At 35.1% G+C, this 26,647-nt stretch carries 29 protein-coding genes; 8 read left to right on the top strand and 21 right to left on the bottom strand.

Features of this window, described 5'->3' with window-relative positions:
- Window positions 1-35: 35 nt before the first annotated feature.
- From RT412_RS05180 to RT412_RS05110, 15 genes are all read right to left on the bottom strand, one after another.
- Window positions 36-1,295: a hypothetical protein gene (locus tag RT412_RS05180; protein WP_313342488.1), complete on the bottom strand. Its 1,260-nt coding sequence runs from the start codon at window positions 1,293-1,295 to the stop codon at window positions 36-38.
- Window positions 1,296-1,847, bottom strand: a complete 552-nt coding sequence (locus RT412_RS05175) for a putative phage tail protein (protein WP_313342491.1) — start codon at window positions 1,845-1,847, stop codon at window positions 1,296-1,298.
- A complete protein-coding gene (locus RT412_RS05170) occupies window positions 1,847-2,887 on the bottom strand; it encodes a baseplate J/gp47 family protein (protein WP_313342493.1) in 1,041 nt (346 codons plus the stop codon). Before RT412_RS05170 ends, RT412_RS05175 begins: the two co-directional genes overlap by 1 nt.
- A complete protein-coding gene (locus tag RT412_RS05165; RefSeq protein WP_313342496.1) occupies window positions 2,880-3,296 on the bottom strand; it encodes a DUF2634 domain-containing protein in 417 nt (138 codons plus the stop codon). Before RT412_RS05165 ends, RT412_RS05170 begins: the two co-directional genes overlap by 8 nt.
- The gene (locus RT412_RS05160) at window positions 3,293-3,550 is read right to left on the bottom strand and encodes a DUF2577 family protein (protein WP_313342499.1); all 258 of its coding nucleotides are present in this window, start codon (window positions 3,548-3,550) and stop codon (window positions 3,293-3,295) included. The genes RT412_RS05165 and RT412_RS05160 overlap by 4 nt, the downstream gene beginning before the upstream one ends.
- 64 nt (window positions 3,551-3,614) lie before the next feature.
- Complete coding sequence (locus tag RT412_RS05155; RefSeq protein WP_313342501.1) at window positions 3,615-4,598, bottom strand: hypothetical protein; 984 nt, start codon at window positions 4,596-4,598, stop codon at window positions 3,615-3,617.
- A 12-nt stretch (window positions 4,599-4,610) separates the two neighbouring features.
- Window positions 4,611-5,231, bottom strand: coding sequence for a LysM peptidoglycan-binding domain-containing protein (locus RT412_RS05150; protein ID WP_313342503.1), 621 nt, complete (start codon window positions 5,229-5,231; stop codon window positions 4,611-4,613).
- A 70-nt stretch (window positions 5,232-5,301) separates the two neighbouring features.
- Window positions 5,302-7,302, bottom strand: coding sequence for a tape measure protein (locus tag RT412_RS05145; RefSeq protein WP_313342506.1), 2,001 nt, complete (start codon window positions 7,300-7,302; stop codon window positions 5,302-5,304).
- Window positions 7,303-7,515: 213 nt separating this feature from the next.
- The gene (locus tag RT412_RS05140) at window positions 7,516-7,881 is read right to left on the bottom strand and encodes a phage tail assembly chaperone (protein ID WP_313342509.1); all 366 of its coding nucleotides are present in this window, start codon (window positions 7,879-7,881) and stop codon (window positions 7,516-7,518) included.
- On the bottom strand, window positions 7,881-8,312 hold the full coding sequence (locus RT412_RS05135) for a phage tail tube protein (protein ID WP_313342512.1): 432 nt from the start codon (window positions 8,310-8,312) through the stop codon (window positions 7,881-7,883). Before RT412_RS05135 ends, RT412_RS05140 begins: the two co-directional genes overlap by 1 nt.
- Window positions 8,313-8,327: 15 nt before the next feature.
- Window positions 8,328-9,401 (bottom strand): phage tail sheath subtilisin-like domain-containing protein, encoded by a 1,074-nt coding sequence (locus RT412_RS05130; protein ID WP_313342515.1) that lies wholly within the window; start codon window positions 9,399-9,401, stop codon window positions 8,328-8,330.
- Window positions 9,402-9,404: 3 nt separating this feature from the next.
- Window positions 9,405-9,851: a DUF6838 family protein gene (locus tag RT412_RS05125; protein WP_313342518.1), complete on the bottom strand. Its 447-nt coding sequence runs from the start codon at window positions 9,849-9,851 to the stop codon at window positions 9,405-9,407.
- Window positions 9,848-10,060 carry a hypothetical protein gene (locus RT412_RS05120; RefSeq protein ID WP_313342521.1) on the bottom strand — a complete coding sequence of 71 codons (213 nt, stop codon included), beginning with the start codon at window positions 10,058-10,060 and terminating at the stop codon, window positions 9,848-9,850. The genes RT412_RS05125 and RT412_RS05120 overlap by 4 nt, the downstream gene beginning before the upstream one ends.
- Before the next feature lie 430 nt (window positions 10,061-10,490).
- Entirely contained in the window at window positions 10,491-11,048 is a 558-nt protein-coding gene (locus RT412_RS05115; RefSeq protein WP_313345944.1) for a hypothetical protein, read from the bottom strand.
- Window positions 11,038-11,274 carry a hypothetical protein gene (locus tag RT412_RS05110; RefSeq protein WP_313345941.1) on the bottom strand — a complete coding sequence of 79 codons (237 nt, stop codon included), beginning with the start codon at window positions 11,272-11,274 and terminating at the stop codon, window positions 11,038-11,040. Before RT412_RS05110 ends, RT412_RS05115 begins: the two co-directional genes overlap by 11 nt.
- A gap of 341 nt (window positions 11,275-11,615) precedes the next feature.
- Between RT412_RS05110 and RT412_RS05105 the strand changes: the two genes are divergently transcribed.
- The 3 genes from RT412_RS05105 (at window position 11,616) to RT412_RS05095 (ending at window position 13,998) form a co-directional block, all read left to right on the top strand.
- Window positions 11,616-12,125, top strand: a complete 510-nt coding sequence (locus RT412_RS05105; protein ID WP_313345939.1) for a helix-turn-helix transcriptional regulator — start codon at window positions 11,616-11,618, stop codon at window positions 12,123-12,125.
- 21 nt (window positions 12,126-12,146) lie between these two features.
- Window positions 12,147-12,602 (top strand): ImmA/IrrE family metallo-endopeptidase, encoded by a 456-nt coding sequence (locus tag RT412_RS05100; RefSeq protein WP_313345937.1) that lies wholly within the window; start codon window positions 12,147-12,149, stop codon window positions 12,600-12,602.
- Between the two features lie 655 nt (window positions 12,603-13,257).
- Window positions 13,258-13,998, top strand: coding sequence for a selenophosphate synthase (locus tag RT412_RS05095; RefSeq protein WP_313345935.1), 741 nt, complete (start codon window positions 13,258-13,260; stop codon window positions 13,996-13,998).
- Between the two features lie 932 nt (window positions 13,999-14,930).
- Here RT412_RS05095 and RT412_RS05090 read toward each other — a convergent pair.
- The 3 genes from RT412_RS05090 to rho all read right to left on the bottom strand — a co-directional run bounded on the left by RT412_RS05090 (window position 14,931) and on the right by rho (window position 16,861).
- A complete protein-coding gene (locus tag RT412_RS05090; RefSeq protein WP_313413111.1) occupies window positions 14,931-15,053 on the bottom strand; it encodes a hypothetical protein in 123 nt (40 codons plus the stop codon).
- A gap of 37 nt (window positions 15,054-15,090) precedes the next feature.
- Window positions 15,091-15,294: a 50S ribosomal protein L31 gene (rpmE, locus tag RT412_RS05085; RefSeq protein WP_313345930.1), complete on the bottom strand. Its 204-nt coding sequence runs from the start codon at window positions 15,292-15,294 to the stop codon at window positions 15,091-15,093.
- A 106-nt stretch (window positions 15,295-15,400) separates the two neighbouring features.
- Complete coding sequence (gene rho, locus RT412_RS05080) at window positions 15,401-16,861, bottom strand: transcription termination factor Rho (protein WP_313345927.1); 1,461 nt, start codon at window positions 16,859-16,861, stop codon at window positions 15,401-15,403.
- Between the two features lie 209 nt (window positions 16,862-17,070).
- Between rho and RT412_RS05075 the strand changes: the two genes are divergently transcribed.
- Genes RT412_RS05075 through RT412_RS05065 form a run of 3 tightly spaced genes read left to right on the top strand, consistent with a single transcriptional unit; the run spans window position 17,071 to window position 20,199 of the window.
- Window positions 17,071-17,319: a (2Fe-2S) ferredoxin domain-containing protein gene (locus tag RT412_RS05075; protein ID WP_313345924.1), complete on the top strand. Its 249-nt coding sequence runs from the start codon at window positions 17,071-17,073 to the stop codon at window positions 17,317-17,319.
- A 1-nt stretch (window position 17,320) separates the two neighbouring features.
- Window positions 17,321-19,033 (top strand): [Fe-Fe] hydrogenase large subunit C-terminal domain-containing protein, encoded by a 1,713-nt coding sequence (locus RT412_RS05070; protein ID WP_313345921.1) that lies wholly within the window; start codon window positions 17,321-17,323, stop codon window positions 19,031-19,033.
- Window positions 19,033-20,199 carry a SpoIIE family protein phosphatase gene (locus RT412_RS05065; RefSeq protein WP_313345918.1) on the top strand — a complete coding sequence of 389 codons (1,167 nt, stop codon included), beginning with the start codon at window positions 19,033-19,035 and terminating at the stop codon, window positions 20,197-20,199. Before RT412_RS05070 ends, RT412_RS05065 begins: the two co-directional genes overlap by 1 nt.
- Before the next feature lie 35 nt (window positions 20,200-20,234).
- On the opposite strand, the gene glpX is transcribed toward RT412_RS05065, so the two are convergent.
- A complete protein-coding gene (gene glpX / locus RT412_RS05060) occupies window positions 20,235-21,215 on the bottom strand; it encodes a class II fructose-bisphosphatase (protein ID WP_313345916.1) in 981 nt (326 codons plus the stop codon).
- A gap of 245 nt (window positions 21,216-21,460) precedes the next feature.
- Here glpX and RT412_RS05055 point away from each other — a divergent pair, with 245 nt between their 5' ends.
- Window positions 21,461-22,897 carry an aldehyde dehydrogenase family protein gene (locus RT412_RS05055; RefSeq protein WP_313345914.1) on the top strand — a complete coding sequence of 479 codons (1,437 nt, stop codon included), beginning with the start codon at window positions 21,461-21,463 and terminating at the stop codon, window positions 22,895-22,897.
- A gap of 70 nt (window positions 22,898-22,967) precedes the next feature.
- Window positions 22,968-23,780, top strand: a complete 813-nt coding sequence (locus tag RT412_RS05050) for a 3-keto-5-aminohexanoate cleavage protein (protein WP_313345912.1) — start codon at window positions 22,968-22,970, stop codon at window positions 23,778-23,780.
- Window positions 23,781-23,847: 67 nt separating this feature from the next.
- Here the strand turns inward: RT412_RS05050 and RT412_RS05045 are convergent, their stop codons facing one another.
- Window positions 23,848-24,906, bottom strand: a complete 1,059-nt coding sequence (locus RT412_RS05045; protein ID WP_313345909.1) for a D-alanine--D-alanine ligase family protein — start codon at window positions 24,904-24,906, stop codon at window positions 23,848-23,850.
- Window positions 24,896-26,293 (bottom strand): UDP-N-acetylmuramoyl-tripeptide--D-alanyl-D-alanine ligase, encoded by a 1,398-nt coding sequence (gene murF, locus RT412_RS05040; protein WP_313345907.1) that lies wholly within the window; start codon window positions 26,291-26,293, stop codon window positions 24,896-24,898. The genes RT412_RS05045 and murF overlap by 11 nt, the downstream gene beginning before the upstream one ends.
- Window positions 26,294-26,647 lie beyond the last annotated feature (354 nt).

The following is a 26,647-nucleotide window of genomic DNA, read 5'->3' as shown; positions in this document are numbered from 1 at the left end:
TCTCTTCCTTTTAAATGCCTGATACCATATGTTAATTAGATAATAAAATTACCTCCAGTAAACGCATAACCACTTGTTGCATTTATTGTAACTCTATTGGGATTAAAAAATATATAAATAGCAAATCTAACACTTGGTAATATGAATGTACCCGATACTTTACTGTAAACGTCCGTAACTGGATTATGTAACCAAACATCTGCCCCAGTAGGAATTGTTACTGTAATTTGACGGGCACTATCTGTCTGAATAGTTCTAAAACAAAATAGCATACTTGATATATTTTGAATTGTAGCGGAATTAAAATATGCTCCTAACATAATAGGCTGATTTAATTGAGTATCATTAAAACTTTGTCCTCTGCCAACAAAATCACTTGCGGTAAAATTTTCAACAAGTTTTCCTATCTTCCCCCACATATTAACTCCATCTTTTATGTTTTCTTCAAGAAAATTCGGACTACCTTGAATTATCTGAATGCCACTTAAATATTGATTAGCAGCTATTGTCTGATTAATTGTAGATGGTGTATAAGTCTGATCTGCTTTGCTTGGTATTGTACCCGTTATCTTAACTCCATTTACATATGCGGTTACACTTGCTAACATTTGTGCTGCCGTTGCTGTTGCATCGGCTGTGAAATTTCCTGCTATGCCCCCAACCGTTACTCCTGCTTTTATTACGTTGGCTGCCAATCCTGCTATAACTGCCTTTATTTTTCTCAGTCCTGAATGAAAACCGCAAGCTATTGTATATTCTGCATTTTGTTCTGTTAGGTTTATAGTTTCGCTTACAACCGGACCTTTATCCGGCATTGTGCCTTCCGTGATTCCCTCTTCCGTACCTATAGTTTTTCCTTCTAATACATCTGATGGTGATGCTGTTCCATACTCACCCCCTTCACCCAATAATTGAAAATTTAAGCCATTATATACAAGGTTACATATTTGCCCTGCTTTGATGTTTCCGCTTGATAATGCATTTCCATTGCCTTTTAAAATGGATTTAGCACCAAGAGCATTAATGTTCAGTGTACTTGCCCCGGTGTTTGCATTAGTGAATTTAATCTTTATACTCATGCCTTCTGCTAAAGCTGAAATTCCCTCAACTGTAGCTGTATAAGCGTTTGTTCCGCTTGCTACTGCATAAGATGCTACGGAATGTATTTCTTCCCTTGTAGCTTGAATAGCCGCGTCGATTAATGCATTGTCATCAACAAAATCTTGCCTTTTTACATATTCATTACCTTCCCACTGATTTAACCCTATATTGGGGGTTTTATTTTCACTTGGCATTTATATCACCTCTCTATATACTTCTAATTCATCCCAAGTAAGATTTAAGGCATCCCACTCATTCCACGTATTGTTGTAGGAATCAAACTCATCCCAGGTCAGGTAAGTAAATAAATACACCACAGCCAGATGAGCCGGCTTAATTTCTTCTATAGCATTTTTTAAATCATCTAAGCTTGGGGGTATACCTCTTGTCCCAACGAATTTCACTGCAAAGGTATATATTGAATTATCCTCAATTATATCTACCTCTCCATTTGAAAAGCTTTCTGCTGTGTTTTTTATCATAGCCTTTGTAGTCGTTCCCTGACCTCTCATCTTGCTTAATATTCTTGACCTTCTGTAACTATATGACTTTGTAATATCTGTCTTAAGACCATAGCCCTTTTCCCAGAAATTTAATCCCCAAGTAGCAGTATTGACATCTAATTGCTTAAAAAAATCTTCTTTAGCGGCTGCTATTGCTTCAGCCTGTGTATTAAATGCATCTTGCAGCTCCACTACTTCTGCACTGCCTTTAAAATTATCCGGCAATAAATCTATAAGAGCCATTAATTAATCACCACCGTTCCAAGTACCGGGATTTGTTCAGCACCAATTATTATATTTTCCGTACCGCCATTTAAAGTTAAAGTGCTATAATCAATTACCCCGTCTATATCTAAAAGCATATAGGCAATTCGGTTATACACAATTTGATATCTGCTAAATGCAATGCTTTGCAGATATGAAGCTAACCTGTCTTTCAATGCTTCTTGTACTGTTTTTTTTGTGGTCCGGCTGTCAATTGTTACAGTTGCTTCAATGCTTATTTCAAGTTCTTCAGCACTGATAACTGTTACATCAGCTCCTATAGGTCTGTTTGATTCAATGTGTGCAGAACAATTGCTGACTATTTCTGTATCCACAGGCTTTTTGTCGGGTCCGACTATTAATACCTTAACCGTTCCGGGTCCATTCCATAGTGGGATAATCTTCACTCCTCCGACACCATTAACCTCTAAGGCCCATTGTTCGTAATGATATACATTTGCACTTGTAGCCGGCTTTCGCAGGTAGTTATATAACCTTTCCACCAAGCTTTTGTCACTTTCAAGATTTGTACCTCCTACGGCTGCTTCATTATGAAAGCTTGTTAATCCTGATATGCTTACTATTTGTTGTGTTATAGCACCTGCCGCAACGTTATAAATCTCACCCACTTCTATTGCATGTATTAATACATTCGCCACTCCACCCATAATGATAACCGGCTCAGATGTTTCAAATTCCAAGCCGTCAGCAGTTAAAAATACAGTACCTTTTGGAATTAGTGTTCCTTCATTACCAGCAAAATGCATTGTTGCTTGTGATTTTGTGCCGGCTTTACGCTTTATCCCGTAATTAGCTGATTTTTTATCTATATATTCTCCTGATGTTTCATCAATATAAACAATTGGTATCAAAGCATTTAAACTATCGTACATCTTCCATAGTTCAATCGCTACCGGACTTACCATTTCATTTGTGTAACTTCCTTCCCTTGTATCAGCTAATGTTAAATCCCTTAATATTTCTTCTTTTATGCTTTCTGGGGTTTTATCATCAAACATTTATATCAACCTCCCCGTATATAGTGTTGATTTTACAGCTTATAGTGATTAGTGATTCATTAAAAGTGACCATCACATTTGTGACATCCGTAATATACGGATTGATTAACAGGCACTCTTTAACATATCTGATTGCCTCCGACTGCTTAAGTTCGTTTGTAAATGATTGTCCTATTAATGATTCCACCTCGTTACCATAATTCCACGTATATATGTCATATTTATATCTCTTTGTGTGCAATGCCTTCCATGCCCAAATTAAAACAGCTCTCTTTCCTGTTACTATGGATGGAGAACCGTTTTTATAAATCGGTATATTTAGTTCAAAATCCCAGTCTGTTTCTTTACATAAAGGAAGTCTTGTTTTAACTTCAATCGTTTCGGGTTGTATCATTGGAAATATATTCAAACTCCCACCACCTTACATATAATTATAAAGCGCTGCTCTTCTTCAATAGGTAACAATAAAAGATTGTCGCCTATTTCAAAGTTTGTAATTCTCTGGTCCTTTAATAAGTTTGTTTTTTCCTGAACCGTTCCGCTGACTTCAACCTTTAAAGGATCAGCGCTTGTTATTTTTCCAAATCTTAAAAAAACAGGGGTTCTGTTTGCCGCATCTTCTCTTAATTTCTTTACAAATTCCGTATAGGGATTAACTTCCATCCTACTCACCTCCGGGTTTATATATATTTCAATGTATCTTATTTAGATTCAGTATTGTTACCGGTTATGTTGGCATAGACCCTACCTCTTTTTCATCCATTATATTTTTGAAGTTGAGCACGAGCTTGTTTAAATATACACCGTTTCTCCATGTGTGGGTGTCCGAATCAATATAGAACAATCCATAAAGTCCGGTATGCGGCTCTTGAACTATTACTGTTCCACCGGAAACATTTGCTATGTTACCTAAATTATTTATTGTGATTCTCTGCTGCACTCCGTTATTATCCAATAATTCTTGAGCTCTATCTCCATAATTCTCACCATCCGGCTGCCTTATATAGTCCTGCATCAACCCGTAAAGCTTTATTAACCCATCATTCTTGACATTCCTTATAAATTTGTCATTTTTATCATATATGGCAACCTGATTAATCATACCTGAGATACTGTCTGTCATTGTTGCATCTATGAGATTTGTGCCGCCTTTTATTACTAATGTATCATCTGTAACATTCTTTTCTGATACATTTAATAAAGAACCTTTAAACGCTGTATGATATTTCTTCTTTGTTTCAAAGGATGCTAAAGTGTATGCTGTCTGGATGATATCATATAAGGTTGAACCAAGAAAGTTTCTGCTTATTTTAATGCCGGTGGATACTATTTCACCGGTATTGATTCCAAAATCTGCGCATACTCTTTTCGTTATTGCTTCCGGAGTCTGGTTAGTAAACTTGTATGATGCTTTGTTCCGTTTCATGAAAATCCCTCTGTCATAACAAACTACATCAATAGTATTGTTTGCAGTGCTTTTGCTTCGTTCAAATACATAACCTTCAAACAGTACCCTGTCTTCCTGTATCATAGTGACTATACTGCCTAACTCGCCCTTTACGAAAGGTATATCAGTATCTGTCGGAGACGATAAAAGGCTGAAGCTTAAAGTTCTTGCACATTGCTGGTAATCACCGGACCATGTTTTTTGTTGTACCATATTGCTTATGTCAATTGTTTCATTATTGTTTTTGATTAACATTTTCACCATAATAACCGCCTCCTAAAGCTGACTTTTATCCGGTATAGTCAATACATTTCCCGGGTAGATTAAATGAGGATTTTTAATATTGTTTGCTGCTGCCAGCTTGGGATACAGAGAAGCATCACCATAGACTTGATAGCAAATAGCACTTAATGTATCTCCTTTTTTTATTGTATACGTTGAAGCTTTGACAGGCGGTAATGACAGTGGTCTGTCTTTGTTCTGAATTTCCTGATTATCCATAAAAATTTCACGATGCTCTCTGAGAATTATAGTTGCATATATGTCGTTTGTACCGTCCTGCTCAGCATAGCTTATAGATTGCACTTTTACTGCAATATTAACAGGTGTATCCGACACTACAAATCTTAGCAGTTTTTTATCATCAGCCCATTTTTCGAAGGTCTTTACTAACTCGTATGGATTCTGATAAGAAAATGAATATGGATATGGTTGTGCAGGAAATTCGCAGCTTATATTTATAGTTGCAAGCTTCCCATTACCTGCTATATTTATCTCTCCTAAGCTATCAATGTTAATTGTCTCAATATTGATACCATGCTCTATTGAAAATGACGGAGGAGTAACCGGCAATAAGACTTCTGTGTTTAAATCCTTAAATATAATTTTTCGTTGCATTATTTCACCTCAAATAAAAAAGTACCCTGTTAAGGCAAGGTACCTTTTAGTTATTATTTTGATTTTTAAATTACATAACTTCATACGCAGTTACAAGCTTTTTAACAATAACATCTCCTATTCTTTCGATATCATCGTCACTTCGTACATTAAACTCATTACCGGTAATATTTACTTGTGGTATGGTTTTAGAGCTTCTGTTTTCACTCGCAGTTAGTACTCTTTCTCCTTGATGCAGAAGTGCCGGAAAATCATCATAGGGAACATAATTTAATCCATAAGCATGCTTTTTTGCGTTTTGTCTGCTTTTCCTTGTATTAACACCTCTTTTTCCACGTCTATAAGATGGTTCAAAATCGCTATTTGTAAACTGTATTGCATCAATTCTTCCTTTTGAAAATGCCTGTCCCATTACAAGACCTGCATTCCAGTATTCATCTTGTAATGCTGTATCCTCCCTAATTTTTTGCACTAACTCTTTTTCCGTATCTAACTGTAGTTGAGCTTTATCTCCTGCCTTATATTCATTTTCCCCTCTTACTTGTGCTTCTGCTAAAAGAGCACCCATTTTAACTCTGTTTCCCTCAGCTGCAGCATCTTTATATTCATCACTTTCCATCATTCCATCCATAGCATCTCGGATAGCAGCTTCACGATCATTTTCAAGTGATGCCTTCCATTCGCCGATCATTCGGTTAGCTTCTTTTATCTTTTCACCGCTTTCACCTTCAAAATAATCAATTTGTGCTTGTATGCCCTTTTTGCGTTCCTCATTGTACCCTTCACCCATTGCATTATCTATTTCACTTTGAGTCTCTTCCAATGAACTCATTAAGCCCTCAAATGTTTCGGACTGCTTCTCCATACTGCCTGCAAAATTTGTTCCCATATAATCGGATATCGCTTTTGCAACTTCTGCTCCTGGTACAAGTCCTTTTGAAACCATTTCCTGTACGTCTTCTTTTGTTTTTCCTGAAGCTTCAGCAAGATAATCCCATACCGGTATTCCTTTATCCTTCAATGAATTTAAATCTGTTAAATCGGCTTTATCTGTGGTTTTCATTCTGCCTAAATGAGCGGCAACACTATTAATATCTCCGGCATTTAACCCTAATGCTGAACCTGCGTCTCCTACTTTTGTTAATAATGGTATCAATTCATCCTGCTTATAACCGTATGAAAGCAGTGTCTTACTTATTTCTGCCAACTGGTCATATTCGAACGGAGTTTTGGCTGCAAATTTTGTCATTTCCGCTAAGTAGTCCTTAGCAGCTTCATCACTGCCTAAAATATTTGCAAATTGTACTTGCTTCATTTCTCTGTTGCCGGCAACGGATGAACCCCTTATCAACGTTTCATTTTGTGCTTGCATTGTATCTTCAAACGATGATTGGACTACACTTTTAAAAGCCTCATCCTTCTTGCCAAATATGCTTATTCCTGCATTCACTAATCCGACACCTGCACCGATTGCTGTTCCCACAACATTTCCTATTCCCGGAATTACAGAACCAGCGACCATACCTGACATCGCACCTGACAAAACATTGCTAAAAACAGTACTGCCTGTATCTCCATATATGCTATTTATAGCACCTCCTGCAACATTTTCCAGCATATCGCCTATAAGCTTATTAGCTACTGAACTTGCAAAGCTTGATGCCAACGAGTCTGCAACTTTGTCACTTCTGTTTTCTACTTTATTATCTGTTTTGTTTACAGCTCCTGTAAGATTCAGTATATCTTTTTCCGTATTCCTTGCTTCTTTGCTTAATAAGCTCAAATTTTTTCTTGCTTGTTCATATTCATAATTAGCTTTTTTCAAGGATTTTACTTGCTCTTCTCCTGCTGCTTCACCTAAATCCCTAAAGGCTTTTTCAGCTTCTCTAAGAGCTGATTTAGCTTTATCGGTTTCAACCTTTAAAGTAATCTTACTATTATTGAGCATATCAAGTTTGTTCTGCAAGTCTGTTACATCTTTCTTAAAAGAATTACTTGCATTTTTCATGGTTGTAATAGCTGAAGAAAAGTTGTCTCTTACAGAAATTGATATACTTATATCAGTACTCATTTTATATCACCACCTATTGACAAAATCCAAAAATAAAATTAAAGCGTTAGCTGTCAGCCGAGTCTGTTTTTTATTTTTGTCTTTCATCCATATCCTTTTCAAAAAAAGCTCTTATTATAACTTTTTCTCCTTGAAGCAAGTTATAATAAGAGCTTGGTATAATATTTTTTTCTTTAAATAAATAATACATTAATTGCATTTCATAATCAGTATCTATTTTTTTTTAATCTCTTCAACAGTTGTAATCCTGTAACCACTTAACTTTTCTATTTCTCTTGATATGTCCTCTATTTCCCCGGGCAGCAACATGTTTTTTATCATTTCGGCAGGAGTCACAGCATTGTATTTCCTTTTTAATTCTTCTGATTTAAGGTCCGGGGATATAACTCCCGCAAGCATAATGTGTACCTCTAAATCAGCTCCGGCATGGGCTTCTTTTAATTCAGCAACTCTGTTATAAGTCAATGCTCTTAAATTAAATATCACCTCACCGTTGCATTCTTTGCTTAGCCTTTTTAGCTTGATCTGTTTTTCCGGCAGCTTAGGTGTAGCACTAAGCAGCAATTCTAAAGTATCCATTATCTCGCCTCCACTGTATCAAGGAAATTATAGTCTGTAAAAGTGAACGGAGCCTCAACCTTTCCATTTGTTGCGACTTCCCAATCCGCTATCGTTAAATCATCAAATGAAACGTTGCTTAGCACAACTCTTTCAGCTCCGTATGCATCCGGATCAGCAAGCTTGGAAATAACAGTAAAACGTAAATCTCTGCCATCTTTTATTGCTTTGCCTATTTTAATAGCCATACGGCTTGACACCTTATGTAATCTTAACGAACCTGTACACGTTATATTCGTAACCTTTTTATCAACAACCATGCGTCCGCATATTTGCACGTCTTGTTTGTTGAATGCTGCCTTTGCCTGCATACCGTAGCACTCACTAACATAATCATTATCCAGCCACACTTCTCCCCATGTACCTGACATTACTCTCTTTGCACTGTCCATAATATACCTCCCTCTCTATATAACAATCCCAAGATCTATATCTTCAATTGCATCTAAAATCTTAATATTCGCCTTTAAAAACACCTTGTCTGAAGTGTTGGCTTCTTTGATTTCCTGTTCTGTCATCTCTGATGTATCTTTTCCCACAGACTGTAAATATGCTTCCTGAGCCTCCATGTCTATGCCCACAGAGCTAACGCCTGCTTGTAATATTCCATCCAATTCCAACTGTGTAAAATAGCCTGATATGGCAGTCATCAATAAGCACTTATTGTCATAGCTGTTGGCATACTTGCCTATATAGCTGTCTTGAGCAGTTATTTTAATGTCATTTTTTATCATGTCAACCGCTTCAACAATCTTTATTTTTTTAAATATATCACCTTTGTCTTGAGTTGTAGTTTTAAGGCTGTTTATGCCTCTTCCTACCTTAACCTTTTCTCCGTCATGAAATATTATAAATTCTCCATTGTCAATGGCTTCATCCATTTGATCCTTAGATAATCTTTCAACATCCGTAACTTCCGTCAGCGGTGCGTAGGTGCAGCTCACAGTCATTGGAGTACCGGCTATAAGTCCTGCGATTCTTGCACAGTATCCGGATGTTTCGTACTCTTTATCTTTCACCTTTATATCATTCGTGGTAAAGTTTATAATAGCTTCACTATCAGCTACCATATCTGGAAGCACGGCTTTTGGTGTAAAGTCATTTTCTTCTCTCATTGATTTTACCCATGCGACTATTTCCGCAGCTTCTGCCGGACTGCAATCCGGCGGTGCTACTATGTAGTCAAATACTTGCGTAGCAAAATAGTTCAAAGCCTCCGACAGGTTATCCTCTGTTTTAGGCAATACATACAACAGTATTTTTCTTGGTACATTTATATAACCCATAAATGCCTGATTTATATAATCTTTGTTGGTTGCATCCAAGCCAGCCGGAATTTTAGTATTGTTGATTAATGTATGTGCACCCTGAACTCCTTCTTCGGCATCTTTCAATATAATTGCTACTATACCTTTGGCAGAGCGCTTTATTGCTGATATTGCTTGAGTTTTAAACTCAATATTTATATTTGGAAGTCCCATTTTTTACTCCTCCTTAATGGTCGTAATGACCTCTTTTATTTTTGGTGTTGTATCCTCATCGTCCGAGCGATCATCATAATATTCAAATTGCAGATCAATATATGCCTCGGTAAAGTCTTTCCCTCCGTTATTTGCTTTGGCTTTTATTGACCTGTCCTCAACATTCAGATAACCACTTCTGAACATGTCCAGCACTTCTTGCTGCCTGATTAATAAATTCGTGGTGTAATCACCCGTATCTTCAAAGCAAGTTACACTAAAATATTCCGTCACCTTGACTGTACCCTTATTAACAGAATCAACATTTTTTCTGATTTGCTCTATCAAAAAGGAAGGTCTGTCAAAATCGTCAGGACATAAGTCAATATATACTGTATATTCCGGATATTTATTAACCAATAGCGTATTGATTGCATCCATGATTTTAATACTATTTAATATTTCTATCACCCCATTATCTTTTTAGACAAATCATCCATAAACTTTTCGGCTATATAAATAGCATTTGCAATTACATTTCTCCTGCTTGGCGCCCTTATGCTATGACCGCTTGCTGCAAGCTCTTCATGCAGCTTGCGTTTAGCTTCAGGTAATTCCTTAATTAATGCATCAAGCCGTTTATCCAGTTCATCAATTCCTCGGATTTCCACACTTCGCATAATCGTACCTCCTTTTCATTGATTTTTAAAAAGACCATCTACCCACCCCTCACCCTATGCAGTCTAATTCATATCTGCATCGTCACAATAAAAAAAGAACCGTATAAGGTCCTCAGATTGATGACAAAGTCATCAAGATGATAGGCTGTTGAAAAAGTTCATCCTGCAAGGCGCCGGAAGACGGGCAACCGCAGCGTATTAAACATACGTGAGGATTGACCGGTTGAACGGCAACGAAGCAGGTGGGCTTTTTCAGCAGCCTAAGAACCGTATAAGGTTCTTTGATTTAAAAAAGGTACCATTGTTAAACAGTACCTTTTATTATAGATTTATATGAATCTCTGAAATTTTTATAAAGTAATTCATGTTAACATTATAAATCATATATTTTGCTTTGTCCATAGCACGCTTTGTGCGCCGTTTGTGCATTCTATGCAAATATTTCTTCTACTACATCATCGCTGAAAAGGTAGATTTTCAATATATTTATCATCCTGCTTTTGTTCCTTGATATAGTTGTACTATCTACATCATATATTTCTGCAATCTCATCGTTTGTCTTTTTTTCAAAATATTTATATTGTATAACCTCGTAATATTTATCTTTCTCAAGTTTTGATAATGCGCTGTCTATTAAATTTATCAAGTTTTGAGTTATAGCTATTGATTTTTTGATATTAATAATTTTTTCCTCTGTAATTTCGTCCAAATCTTTGCTGTTCGTATAACTATTTGATGTAGAGATTGACGTGATACTTTTGCTTTTACTTTCTATACCGTACTTTTGAAGATATTTTATATATTCATTTTTTTCTTTAATTGCTAATTTGAAACTATTATAGTTGTATAGCAGTGTTTCTGTTTTTTGATATGCTGTCTGCTTAGTATCTTTTAGAATACCTTTAGTTTTAAATTGTGACACAACTTGTTTAGCCGCCTCAATTGCTGTGTCTTCTATGTATTTTCTATAATCTTTATCATTTATCATGTTTGCTTGTTACTTCCTTTCTTGAATATATTGTAAATCTTTGAATTGTGGAATCGTCATCTGTTGTAACAGGACAATTCCACATATCAAGTCCTATAGTTAAAATATAGTTCGTTGAATTTCTTATAATCCTAACCGAATTGCCACATATGTCTACAACAATATAAATGCTGCCAGAATGATGCTTGTACTTTCTCCCGATTTTAGGTACTGTTTCCTGTCCCATGATACCTCCTGTTTATTTATTTGGTTTTTCAAAATAACTGTCTCATCCTTGCATTTAAATAAACTTTTATATTTGCAAGCATTTTCATCCCCCTAATCCTTACTGAATAAATCACCATCTAAGCCCTTATTGATATATAATATTTTATATCTTCATTTGAAATATCTTTTCTTACAATCAGTTTGTTGTTCTATATTTCGTTTATTATTCGTATAATAATCTATATTTCGTTTATTGTCAACAGTTTTATTATGAAATTTTCGAAATATCGCAAATAATTATTGATTATTCTTTTTTTATATGATATATTGTAAACAATAAAAATAATAGGATGTGTTATTATGAATAAATCGGAGAAATTAAAAAATGCAATATTAGAACAATATAAAAGTATCAGGGAGTTTTCAAAAGTAGTTGATATTCCAAATAGCACTATAGTAAGTGCGATAGATAACGGTATCCGCGGAATGGCTGTAGATAAAGTTATAAGAATATGTGAAGCTTTAAATTTAGATGTTAAAACTTTTGATAAAACCCCTGTTTCAAGGGACATTATAACTGACCAAGAAAATTTCATGTTATCCATCTTCAATAAATTAAATGAACTTGGTCAACAAGAAGCCAATAAGAGAATAGAAGAATTAACATATATAGATAAATATAAAAAGACTGATAAGATAATTAATATATATGCGCATCGTCGAGAACATACTGAAAAAGCTGCAGAAATCCCAACAGAATACAATGTGCCTGACCACTTAAAAATAGATGCAGCTAATACTATTGAGGGTTCTTCTGATGAGGATAAGCAACGCGATAACGAAAGCATCATGGATGATCCTAATTTTTAACAAATAGTACGGGGGATTTATATGACATATGATGAATTATTACAAGAAGCTGAAGATATAGGGTTAATTGTGAAGGAGAAACCTCTAAAAGCATACAGAGGCAGAATAAAAGGCAATAAAATAGCTATTAAAAAAGATATATCTGAAAATGAAAAAGCTTGTGTGCTTGCGGAAGAATTGGGACACTACTACACAACCGTTGGTAATATACTTAATTTATCCGATGTGAGAAATGCAAAGCAAGAATACCAAGCACGACTCTGGGCATATAACAAACAAGTAAAACTCCTCGGAATAATACAAGCCTATGAAAACCGTTGCAAAGATTTATATGAAATGGCTGAATATCTAAATGTGACAGAAGATTTTTTATCAGAAGCTTTAGAGTGCTACAGATGCAAATACGGCATATCTGTTAAAATAGATAATTATATAATATATTTTGAACCTAACTTATATGTAATGAAATTATTATAAAAAATAGCACACAGTAGCATGTAAATATATTAAGTTGGGAGGTAAAAATGTCCTTTGAAATTACAAACGAAACTTTTAGTAACCTAATGGATTTAAAACAGTGGCAGAGCTCACGGGAGACACTGTCAATGATATTTTAAAAGGTTTCTGACGAATTTTTGATGATATAACACTAAACAGCTTAATTCTAACACAAAATTGAACCTTTTTATATTCATAACAAAAAAAATACAATGTATAACACACATTGTATTTTTGAAAACTTCTGAAAAATTTCTTTAAAAGCAGGTTTATCGTTGCTCATCGGTTAATTTATCCACATAGTATCTTATTGTGCTGTATAACATATATATTGTTGATGCCACAATTGCGACTAAACTCATTAATAAAAATACTTTATTCATAAAAAACCTCAATTTTTTGATTAGTTACATTTTTAGACGTAAATCTTTTAATTTTGTTCCCGTATTCTATATGAATAATATGGTAGAAATCGCAGTTTGTCCATGATGACATAATATATATATTCATATATATTCCAATATATACGTAATATTTTCTAATATTTAATGAAATTTATTTCTGATTATGATAAAATTTTAATAAGATTATTAGCACCCTTCAATGGTTCAATATTATTTCTTAAGGAGCAAAAATGGATATAAAACAAATTAGAGATATAACGGTTATAAGTTTTGATGAAAACAGATATTTGGGTATTGCTTGCGACTCATGCGGCGGAATCGGTCTTAAGGAGCACGATGTTGTTAAGGTTTCACCTCAGATAACTGCTTATCATACAGGTAAGGTTGTGCTTGCGGAACTAATGAGCTTGGGTTTTAAACCTATGATTATGGCGGACGGTCTCGCGGTAGAAATGAATGATACGGGTAAGCAGCTGATAGACGGCTTTAACGAAGTATTGTCAAAACTCAAAACTACCAAGGTACATTTAACCGGAAGCACCGAAGAAAATATTAAAACTGTTCAAACTTCTATGGGCGTTACATGCATCGGTATATGTGACAAGGATAGATTAAAATATAAGAAAACCAATAAAAATGATATATGCATAATAATCGGAATGCCTCTTGTGGGAAACGAAGTTTTAAATAATCCGGATAAGGTCCTGGATATTGATGATTTTGAAAAATTGTACCTTTGTGATTTCATTAAGGAAATATTACCTGTAGGATCACGGGGAATAGAGGCAGAGTTAAATGATTTATGCAATTATAATGGGATAGTCATTAAGTTAAATGAGAACATAAATATAGATTTAAAAAAATCAGGTGGTCCTTCCTGCAGCGCTTTGGTTACAATTGAAGAAAAACATATTGACATTATTAAAACTTTAGCTAACAAGCCGGTTGAAATTCTCGGAACATTTCATTAATTAAATGAAAATTTAAATAAAAATAAAAACTAATTTGCCCCATATTTACCCGGAATTTTCTGGGCAAATTTTCATTGTCACATCCATCCGGTACAAGCATATAATATAATCAGAGCTAATAACTCTTGAGCAGCCACTTATGAACAGTAATTACTGAATCATTCTGGTTGGATATGCAACACAATAACAGGGCAGTAAACGGTACCTCTATGGTAGTCCGGCTGCTCTGAATTTGCTGTAAAAACACTATTTTATTTGTTTTTAATTTTTTCAATCTTATATTTTTTTGCCTTTCTCTAAAACTGTTATTTTTAACATATCTCCATAAACCATATTAAATAATGTCAAAAAATTAAAAATCCCGGGCATATCATAATACCCGGGTATACAGAAAAAGGTGATATTTTATGCAATTGTTATGGGCAGTAGCCTACACTATCCTATGCTTGTACATTCTGTTAGTTACATTGTAGGGGAAACAGGGCAAACTCCGCACGCTATAATTAATAATCCCTATCTTTTCTTATACCCGCAATATATGACAATCGGTAACATCTTTTTTTATACAGAATATAGTAAATTAACCTGTCTAAAAAGGGGTGATATTAATGTATGACTTTAATAATGTTGAAGCAACTTGTAGACGTCGTCGCAGATCGTGTTTTTGTCCTTGTCGACGTTTTCGTCGCCGTCGCAGATTTTTTTAATTTAAAAAATTCCCGGGCATTTTAGCCCGGTTACTTTTATGCTGCCGATTACCCCTACAGCTCCTAATATACTTACTTTTACTGTTGTTACATTTTTCATAATGATTACATCTTCCTTCAAAAAAGAGAGCTTATAAGCTCCCTATAATATTATATGTATCTAAATTATGTTTGTCCTAAAACTGCGGTAGTTGCTTGCGTTTCCGCAGTCTCTTTGTATTTTAATTAATCTTCTATAGATATTTCAATATCAAACCGCCACCTGAGTAAATCATCTGAATTTATAGCCGGCAGAGATAATAAAGATATTAGGCTTTTTAAAAGAAATACAGGCAAACCTAAAAGCATAAAATTTGCCCCAGATTTGCCCGAAAGTCCGTTTCCATTATTTATCCATACCATATTTCTTTTTAAATCTGTCAACTCTACCGCCTTTATCAACAAACTTCTGTTTGCCTGTAAAGTAAGGATGGCATTCTGAACAAATTTCAACTTTGATTTCATCTAATACTGAACCTGTTTCAAAAGTATTTCCACATGCACATCTAACCGTAACAGTTTTATAATTTGGATGTATACCTTCTTTCATCCTTTTCACCTCTTTCTGTTCTCTATATTAATTAAATAATAATTAGCAAATTACCTTGAGTATTATAACACAGCCAAAAATATATTACAATGTTTTTTTGCGTGTTTTAATAATTCCTGTCTGCTAAATCATCTTTTATTTTATCTATGTTGCTTAATTGCGCTGCAGCTGTTTTAATAAAGCCCTCATTTGTTTTATTTTTTAATAAACCGTCAATTAATCTTTCTGTAACATCTGCAACAGAGTAATTGCTGAGTGCCTTTCGAAGCTGCCATATAGTTTGGAGTTCTTCGGGGTTTAACAACAATTCTTCTCTTCTTGTTCCAGATTTATTTATATCGATGGCAGGGAATATTCTTTTTTCTGAAAGCTTCCTGTCAAGATGTATTTCCATGTTTCCCGTACCCTTGAATTCTTCGAATATCATATCATCCATACGGCTTCCCGTCTCAATAAGAGCACTTGCAAGTATGGTTAAGCTGCCGCCATGTTCTATATTTCGCGCTGCACCAAAAAATCTCTTTGGTCCGTATAACGCTCCGGGATCTAATCCGCCCGATAATGTTCTTCCGGTAGGAGTTATAGTTAGGTTATATGCTCTTGCAAGCCTAGTAATGCTGTCTAATAATATAACTACATCCTTACCGTGCTCAACCAAACGCTTTGCTCTTTCCAAAACCATTTCAGCAACCTTAATATGATTTTTAGGAAGCTCGTCAAATGTGGAATAAACAACGTCTCCTTTTACGTTTCTTTTCATATCTGTAACTTCTTCGGGACGTTCATCTATTAAAAGCATGATAATCTGTACATCGGGATAATTATCTGCTATGCTGTTAGCTATATTTTTAAGGATTGTCGTCTTGCCTGCCTTAGGAGGCGCAACAATCATACCTCTTTGTCCTTTTCCGATAGGTGCTACTAAATCGATTAATCTCATTGTTATGTCTTTGAATGAGCTTTCTAACCTTAATCTTTTGTCAGGGTATATTGGAGTAAGTGAGTCAAAATCTTTCCTGTTGCGTGCAGATTCAGGGTTTTCATCATTGACTTGCTTAACATACAATAGTGCCTTGAATTTTTCGCCTTGCTTGGGAGGTCTTGTAATACCTGTAATTTTGTCTCCCGTTTGCATATGAAACCTTCTGATTTGAGATGGAGATATGTAGACATCATCTTCACTTGTAAGATAATTATTAGTTCTTAAAAATCCATAACCATCAGGATGAGTTTCTAAAATTCCTTCTACTTTTAAAGCTTCATCACCGCTGAGTTCAATTTCTTCAACTATCTTTTCCGGTAAATTTGCAGTATTAACTTCTTTATTTGTATCCACATCGGATTCGTTTTCAAATTCCACTAAATTTTTTGCTTTTTCAGAAAATTTAATTCTTTCCTTTGAAGTTTCACTTGGAATATCTTTTGTTTCATTTGTCATATCATTAAAATCACTTAATTTAATAAGCAATTCTTCCTTTTTGTACTTATAAGCATCACGTATGCCTTTTGATTTAGCCAGTTCCTTAAGCTCATTAAGTTTCATGCCGGCTAATTGGTTTTTATCCATAAAAACCTCCGTTTCTGTTTAAATTTTATCATTTATGGAATAAACAAGATAAGTGTCTGATAGGTGGTACAATAATATCATTTAATTATTAATAAGTCAAGGTATAATAGTTAAAATTTATTTTGTTAATGATTTAACTAACATGGTTGTATTTAAGCAGATATTGTTATATAATTAACACATGTAGAAAATTTATAAAGAGGTTAAAGATGACTGATTTAAAAATTTGCGTAGGCAGTGCATGTCATTTAAAGGGTTCTAATGACGTTATTGAAATATTTAAATATTGTGTCCAAAGCAGGGGAGTTTTGGACAAGGTTATAATTAAGGCGGCCTTTTGCCTCGGACATTGTACAGAAGCTGTTTCTGTTAGCTACAATGACAAAATTTATTCAATCAACATAGAAAATGCTGAAATCTTTTTTGATGATGTAGTTATGAAAACTATAAGGAGCTAATATGAGAATTCTTGATTTTTACCCAACTAATTGCAAAAATTGCTATAAATGCGTAAGAAACTGTTCTGTTAAAGCTATAAAAATGATAGATGACCAAGCACAAATTGTTGAAGAAAAATGTATTGCATGCGGTAACTGTTTCTTAGTTTGTCCACAAAATGCCAGAAATATTCATAGCGATTTGGACAATGTGACACAGGCATTGAAAAAGGGCAAAAAAATAATTATTTCAATTGCTCCATCCTATCTTGGTGTTTATGAAGAACCATATAAATTAATAACCGTCCTAAAACACTTAGGAGCTTCAGCAGTTGAAGAGACTTCAATAGGTGCAGCTAAAGTTACCGAGCTTTATAAGGAATTTGTAAAAGAAACTGATAATAAAAATGTAATCACTACATGCTGCCCTACTGTAAATATGATGGTTCAGACATATTATCCCGATTTAATAAGATATCTGATTCCGATAGATTCTCCAATGATAGCACACTGTAAAACAATTAGAAAAAGATACGGAAAGGAAGCTTTCATCGTATTTCTTGGTCCTTGTATATCCAAAAAATGTGAGGCGTACGGCTATCAGCTGTCGGGTATACTTGACGGAGTTATATCTTTTGAAGAGCTTGACAAGCTATTGGAGTTAAGAAATATAAATATATCGGCCTTTGAAGAATCGTACCCCGATATGGAGGGCAATTATACGGGCAAAAAATATCCCTTGGATAATGGTATTTTGTCAGGTATGGCTGATGTTGTACAAGAAAACAATTTTACCCCTCTTTCCATATCAGGTATTGATAATTTAAGGGGAGCCTTTGATGCATTATTATCCGGTGATCTATCGAATGTAATGATTGAAGCTAACAGCTGTGAAAAAGGTTGCCTTGGAGGACCTGCCATACCCAAGAAGAGCAAAAATGTTTATGTCAGAAAAACAAAAGCAAAAACAAAAGTTCAATCCTTTAAAAACAAAGAATATACTGATTATTCTCAAGATAAAACAATAAGCTATATAAGAAATTTCAGAAATAAGCATTATAATTTTTTATCATATACAGAGGATGATATAAAAAACATATTAGAAATTACAGGAAAGCATAGCAAAGAAGATGAACTTAACTGTGGAGCCTGCGGATATGATACGTGCAGAGAAAAGGCAGTTTCAGTTCTTGAAGGACTTTCACATCCTCAGATGTGCATGCCTTATATGAGAAGTGAAGCAGAAAAAATTTCTAATATTTACTTTGAATATTCACCAAGTATCATTTTAATTGTCGATTTGGACTTAAATATATTGGACTTGAATCCGGCGGGAGAAAAAGCATTTAATATTGACATTAATAATATCAGGAAAAAACCTCTGTCTTCTATTATGCCTGCTGATGATTTTAAATCTGTGATTGAAACTGAATCAAATATGGTAGGAAGAAAGCTTAATCTTGAAAACTACGGATTAACTGTATTTCAACGGATTATTTATCTGCCTAAAAATAAAATCTTATTCGGTATACTAAATGATATATCAATGGAGGAAATGAAGAAAGAGCAAATTATCAATTTCAAACTCAATACCTTGGAAACGGCCGATAAAGTTATTGAAAAGCAAATGAGAGTAGCTCAGGAAATTGCCGGACTTTTGGGAGAAACCACGGCTGAAACAAAGGCAGCTTTATTGAAATTAAAAAAAGTAGTGTTAGAGGAAAATGGAGAGTAATGGATAATTTTTTTGATATCAATTATAAAAGTATAAATAAATATAAGGAAGAATTGTGCGGCGATAAGGTTGAATACATTTATGATGATGACGGATGCATTATTGTTATTTCAGATGGGTTGGGAAGCGGTGTAAAAGCCAATATACTTGCAACGATGACTACAAAAATTGCCGTGACTATGCTGAAAAACAATGCTTCAATTGATGACACAATTGAAACAGTTATTAACACACTGCCTGAATGCAAGGTTAGAAAACTTGCTTATTCAACCTTTACTATAATTAAAATTGACAAAGAAAACAATGCCTATATTGCAGAATATGATAATCCCGCCTTTTTTTATTATTCTCATAAAAGGATTATCCCTGTTGAAAAAAACGAAAGGATAATAGGTGACAAAAAAATATATGAGTCAAATATAAAATTAGACGTGGGAGATACCATCTGCGTTGTTAGCGATGGAGCAATACATGCCGGTATCGGTCAGTTGCTTAATTTAGGTTGGTCAAGGGATGAAGTTAATGAATATTTAAGGGAATTGAATAATGTAAATAAATCATCACAGCTTATTAACGGCAACTTTATAGGAGTGTGTAACAATTTGTATAATAACGAGCCCGGGGATGATACAACCATTTTAACAATTAAGGTCCGAAAGCCGGAAATTATAGATGTTTTCATAGGGCCTCCCGCAGATAAGTCTTTAGACAACCAGCTTGCCGATATAATGAAAAGCAGTGATAATATGAAAATAATCTGCGGCGGGACAACTGCTTTAATTGCTGAAAGAGAACTAAACAAAAAATTAGAAGTTGATTTGGACTCCATGAAAGATGATGTTCCTCCGATTGCCTACATGGATGGATTCGATCTTATTACGGAAGGAGTATTAACTCTGGGGAAAACTTTAGAAAATATCAGAAAGCTTAATAAATCAAGCTATGAAAATGTAATAAAAAACAATAGTTATGATGGATGCTCTCTGCTTACATACATGCTTACAGATATAGGAACCCATATTAATTTTTATATAGGCAGAGCCGTTAACCCTGCCCATCAAAATCCTAACTTTCCTATGGGTTACAATATCAAGCAAAATATAGTTGATAATTTAATAGATGAATTAAAAGAAGCAGGAAAACAAGTAAATATTGTATTTTTGTAAAGATGCGGGTTAAGGCATCGCGCAGTCGAGCATATTTACTTTACATATGCATACTTTGGTTTTTTGTCTAATACATGTGTTGTATCAATAAAACGAATAGTTCCCGACTTTGAACGTGTAACCATGGATGAAGTTCTTGCTCTGTTATTTGCCATGTATCTTACACCCTTTAATAATTCGCCGTCTGATACTCCTGTAGCTGCAAAGATGATGTCATTACCTCTTGCTAAATCCTCCATAGTAAGAACTCTGCTCCAATCAGCATCGCCCGCCATCTCCTTGCATCTTCTTTTTTCCTCATCATTTTCCGGTCTTAAAATTCCCTGAAACTCTCCTCCCAGACACTTAAGTGCCGCTGCTGAAATAACACCTTCCGGAGCTCCGCCTTTTCCTATAAACATATCCACTCCCGAAGCACCGAAGCATGTAGCTATGGCAGCTGCAACATCGCCATCACCGAATAGCTTAATTCTTGCACCTACACTTCTTGCTCTGTTAATTATATCGTTATGTCTTTCTCTATCTTGAATTATAACTGTCACTTCAGTTATATCCTTACATAGTGCTTTAGCAACATTATAAAGGTTTTTTTCTATAGAAGCCGTTATATCGATACATCCTGCTGCTTTGGGACCTACTGCTATTTTATCCATGTACATATCAGGAGCATGCAAAAGACATCCTTTAGGAGCAACCGCGACAACAGATAATGCTCCCGGCAAGCCCTTCGCCACTAACTTTGTACCGTCTAAAGGATCTACCGCTATATCTATTTCAGGTGCTCCCTCTTCCCATGTACCTATTTTTTCACCGATATAAAGCATCGGAGCTTCGTCCAATTCTCCTTCACCTATAACTACGGTTCCTGCTATATCAAGAACCTGAAACATACTTCTCATGCCGTCAACAGCAGCTTGATCCGCAATTTCTTTATTTCCTCTTCCCATATATTTTCCGCTGCCTAAAGCTGCTGCTTCCGTTACTCTTACTATATTAAGCGCTAATTCTCTATCCATTTTTATCTCCCGTTTTATTTTAATTGTCTATTTAAACTTATGCTATATATTTCTACTATAAAGTTATACTATAAATACAGGATATTTTCCACCCCATTTGCAAATTTTTTTATGATTTTTAAAATTGTAAATACTGGAAATCCCAGCTTTAAAAACTGCATCAGCTTCTGTAATAATGAGTTTGCAATTGCATTAAAACTATGACATAATTAAAATATATACTTAAGGAAGGAATGGTGATATTTATGAAAATGCTTATAGGAGGACAAAAAATAGATTCTCTTGACGGAAAGGTTATAAATATATTTAATCCTGCCAATGGAGAGTTGATTGATACAGTTCCAGATTCATCAGCAAAAGATCTTGACTTAGTACTGAAGCACTCCTTAAACGGAAAAAAAATCTGGGGAGGTACACCTCTTCATGAACGCACAAAAATCTTGTTAAATTTTATTGATAAATTAAGCTTACATATTGACGAACTTGCAGAGCTTCTGTGCAGAGAAACCGGAAAAAACATTAAGGAAGCAAAACTTGAGGTTGGTCTCGTTCCTGTCATATTCAGACGTTTTCTTGAGGGTGTCAACCATATGTACGGTATAACACTCCCCGACAGCCAGCCCGGAGGAGAAAAAGACTTAATATTCACACGCAGGGAATCCTTAGGAACAATTGTATGTATTATCCCGTTTAACTTTCCTGCTTCAACCTATGCATACAAGGTTGCTCCCGCTCTTGCAACCGGAAACTCTGTCATTGTAAAGCCACCTTCAGACAACCCTCTCACACTTATAAGAATGGCTGAGATTATGACAGAATGCGGTGTACCCGGAGATGCTCTGCAAATTGCAACGGGAAGCGGCTCTGTTGTGGGGAAATACCTTGTAAGCAGCCCTCATATTGATGCCGTAAGCCTCACAGGCAGCACGGCAGTAGGTATAGAAACAGCGAAACAGGCATCCTCAAATCTTCACCGCGTATTTCTTGAGCTTGGAGGCAATGATGCAATGATTGTTTTCGAAGACGGAGATATAAATCTTGCTGTTCAGGAAGCAATAATGGCGAGAACTACGAACTGCGGGCAAATATGCATCGCTACAAAAAGATTTATCGTTCAGAATTCAATTAAAGATGAATTCACAAGGAAGCTTGTTGAAAGGCTTAACAGTTTGAAAATAGGTGACCCTATGAACCCGTCCTACGACATGGGCTGTCTCATTAACGAAGCCGCTGCACTCAAGGTCAAAGAACAGGTTGAACACACATTGAAGCAGGGAGCTAAATGTGTATCAGGCGGAAATATAATAAATAAAACATTTTTTGAACCTACTGTGCTTATTGATGTAGACGCAAATATGGATATTGCGCGGGATATGGAGGTTTTCGGTCCCGTCTTCCCAGTGATAGGCTTTGATACTATCGAAGAAGCAGTTGAAATACATAACGCTTCTGTTTACGGTCTCAACGGAGGCATAATTACCAGAGACACCGGCAAGGCCATGAAGACAGCATACAAGCTTGAATGCGGCACCGTTGTTCTGAACGGCAACGGCAGATACAGACATCCTGATATCGCCTTTGGAGGATACAAGATGAGCGGAATCGGCAGAGAGGGTGTAAGCACAACATTGGAGGAGCTCACACAGGTAAAAACAATTGTAATGAAGGGAATATTGAGCTGATTGTAATTGACTATATCCGCCAAATACTGTAAAATAATAGTAGGCAAAAAATGATTAATAGGAGGTCACTATGGAAAAATTAATAATTACTGCTTGCCTTACGGGAGCAGAGGTAACAAGAGAACAACAGCCAAATCTTCCGCTTACACCGGATGAAATTGCAGAAGCGGCATATGAATGCTATTTAGCAGGCTGCTCAATGGTGCATGTACATGCAAGGGACAAAGACGGAAACCCTACTCAGGACTATGAGGTTTACAAGGAAATCAAAGAAAAAACCGAGGCTAAGTGCAACATCATATTCCAGCCATCTACAGGAGGAGCTACCTGGCATACTCCGCAGCAAAGAATGCAGCCAATTGAATTAAGACCTGAAATGGCTACCTTAAGCATGGGAACTTGCAACTTTGCAGATGATGTGTTTATGAATACTGAAGAAAACATCAAAATATTTGCAAACAGAATGAATGAGCTTGGAGTTAAGCCGGAGTTAGAATGCTTTGAAAAGGGTATGATCGATACGGCTCTCAGATTTGCTAAAAAGGGAATAATAAAAACACCTATGCATTTTGATTTTGTGCTTGGAGTACCCGGTGCAATGGGCGGAGAATTAAGAGATTTACTTTACATGGTTGAATCAATTCCTGCCGGCTCAACCTGGACTGTAGCAGGTGTCGGAAGATATCAGCTTCCGTTAAATATGGCGGCTATAATGTTAGGCGGTCACGCAAGAACAGGTTTTGAAGATAATATTTATTATTCTAAAGGAGTTTTAGCAAAATCAAATGCCCAGTTAGTTGAGAGAGTAGCACGTCTTTCAAGAGAATTCGGTCGTGAGGTAGCAACTCCGGACGAAGCAAGAGTAATTTTAGGATTGAAATAAAGAATAGTATAACTACAAACAATAAAGGAGATCCTTCACGGAATCTCCTCTTTTTATCTATTGCGTATTATTGTTCCATAGCCAATTCTACTAATTTAACTATTAAATCCTTATATTCTATACCTATTTTTCTAAGCATGGATGGGTATCTGCTTAAATCAGTCAAACCGGGTATAGTGTTAATTTCATTCAAAATTATTGTGTTGTCTGTAGTTACAAACATGTCAACCCTTGACAATCCCTTGCACCCAAGTGCTCTGTAAGTTTTTTCGGCTATTCTTTTTGCTTCCGCTTTCAGTTCATCACTGATGCGTGCGGGGCAGTGTATTTTAGAATTATGCTGACTGTATTTTTCAACATAATCGAAAAAGTCATTTTTAGTGTCTATTTCATCCACTTCTCCGATTATTAAATTTTCGTTTCCTATAACTGCACAGCCGATTTCAAAACCGTCTATTCCTTTTTCGATAACAACCTTGTTATCAAATTGGAACGCTTCCATTATGCCCCTTTCAAATTCTTCATAGTTTCTTATTTTACTTATTCCTATGGAAGAGCCGTTGTTTGCCGGTTTAATGAATATGGGAGTTGAAAATTTCTCAACAACTTCATCATATAAACCTTTGATATTCAATTTATTGCTGCTTACCGCCGATACGAACGGAGCTGTCTTTATACCTGCCGCTTCACAAATAACATGAGTAAATTCCTTATCCATACAAACCGCCGAAGAAGTCATGTCGCATCCTACAAACGGTATCCCTGTCATCTGGCAAAGACCCTGAATAGTTCCGTCCTCTCCGTTCCTGCCGTGAAGTACCGGGAATATACAGTCAATTTCTATTCTTTCAAATGTGTTGTCTTTTTCATTTAACCTTATGAGTCCCTTGAAATCGTCTCCCATATTCAACAGCACCGGACTTAAATTTTCTTTATGCCAGGTGTCATCATTTATCTCATCGGCGCTTCCTTCATACAATAACCATTTTCCTTCTTGCGTGATTCCAATAAGTATTGCATCAAATAATTCCTCGGGCACATTTTTAATTATCGCTGCGGCTGAATGCAGCGAAACTGAATACTCATCGGATTTGCCTCCAAATAAAATCGCTAATTTAGTTTTCATTTTTTTCCTCCAAATCCTTTAGTGTATTTGCTATATATTCAAGCTTTAAAAACCTGGAACCCTTAATCATTATGGAACAGTTTTCATTAATATATTTCTTTAAGTACTCCAAGGCTTCTTCCTTAGTATCAAATTCCACGATGCTTTTTATACCCGTATTTTCTCTTGCACCCTTTGCCATATTTTTTGCTTCTTGACCTATCGTTACTAACTCATCTATATTAAATGAGCTCAAATCTTTTCCGACATTGTAGTGCATGTCATAGCTCATTTCTCTGTATCCTAACATGTCGCCCAAGACAACTATCTTTTTATCTGATTTGAACATTTCAAAAATATTTAAAGCAGCATTTATGCTTACAGGATTAGATTTATAGCAATCATTGAGAATTGTGCAATTTTTTATTTTAATTATTTCATTTCTCAGACCTGTTTTTTCTATTTTTAATAATCCAAGACTGATTTCTTCAGGGCTCATTCCAAGCTCTTTTGCTGCAAGTATGCCTGCCATTGTATTTAATGCCTGATGCTTCCCGAGTATATCAACGTGAAGCTCGCTAAATTCTTCATCACTTACCCTTAATGTTATACCGTCTAAATTTTCATGAAACTCTTTCAAATATAAGGTATTGATATCCTTCAATCCAAATGTTTCTATTCTTATGCTTTCTTTTATATCTGTTTTATTAACAGTATCTTCTATTAAAGGATCATCTCCGAAATATATAAACAATCCATTTTCCTTAATGCCGTTTACAATATCAAGCTTCTCCTTTGCTATTTCCTCTATGGAAGGGAAATTGTCTATATGTACAAGTCCAACGCTTGTTATAATTCCGATATCGGGCTGGACCAATTTTGTTAAAAAGTCGATTTCTCCCTTTTTTTCCATACCCATTTCTATTACCGCAACTTCGCAATCTTCATCTAAGCTGAGTAGAGTATATGGCACACCTATTTCGGTATTATAATTTCCCATAGTTTTTTGAGTTTTAAACTTTTGAGACAGTATGCTTGCCGTTATATCCTTGGTTGATGTTTTGCCGTTGCTGCCAGTTACACCAACTATTTTAGCCTTTAAGGTATTTCTATAAAACAGAGATAATTCTTGCAAAGCCTTTACCGTATCATCAACTAAAATAACAGCAATGTCGGTTGGAGGGTAGGGCTCATCTTTGTTCCAAAGTGTTGCTACCGCTCCTGCATTAATTGCATCATTTATATAACTGTGACCATTTGTTGTAGCTCCCTTTATGGGAACAAACAAATGGTTTTCAGAAACCTTTCTTGAATCTATGCTAACACCCTTTATGTATTTATCCACATCGACAAAATCCATATATCCCGCATTTAAAATATCCGCTGCTTCTTTTATTCTTATTTTCATATTTTTCACCTACTTTTGTAAAAAAGTTATTAACTCATTATATTTCAATTCACGCACATTATCAATAATAAATAAGGAAAATGTTTTATAAAGTTTTAATGATTAATTATAGGATTTGCTGCCAATATTATTAAAAAAATTTAATAATATTTTTTAGAAAATAGTGTAACGATTTGAGCAGTAAAATGGTTTATATAGTAGTGAACTTTATATAAGGAAGATTCTATGAAAAAAAATATGAAAAAAATTAGATAATTCTATTATTGTTTATAATTTTTGCTTTATTTATTTTATTTATGCTATTTAATTTTGAATTTGGCAAAAATAATGATATGTAACAAGTGTTATTCCTAA

The sequence above is a fragment of the Sedimentibacter sp. genome (assembly GCF_032080165.1).
GTDB lineage: Bacteria > Bacillota > Clostridia > Tissierellales > Sedimentibacteraceae > Sedimentibacter.
Note: the sequence above shows the minus strand (reverse complement) of the source record. Positions and strands in the feature narration are given on the sequence as shown.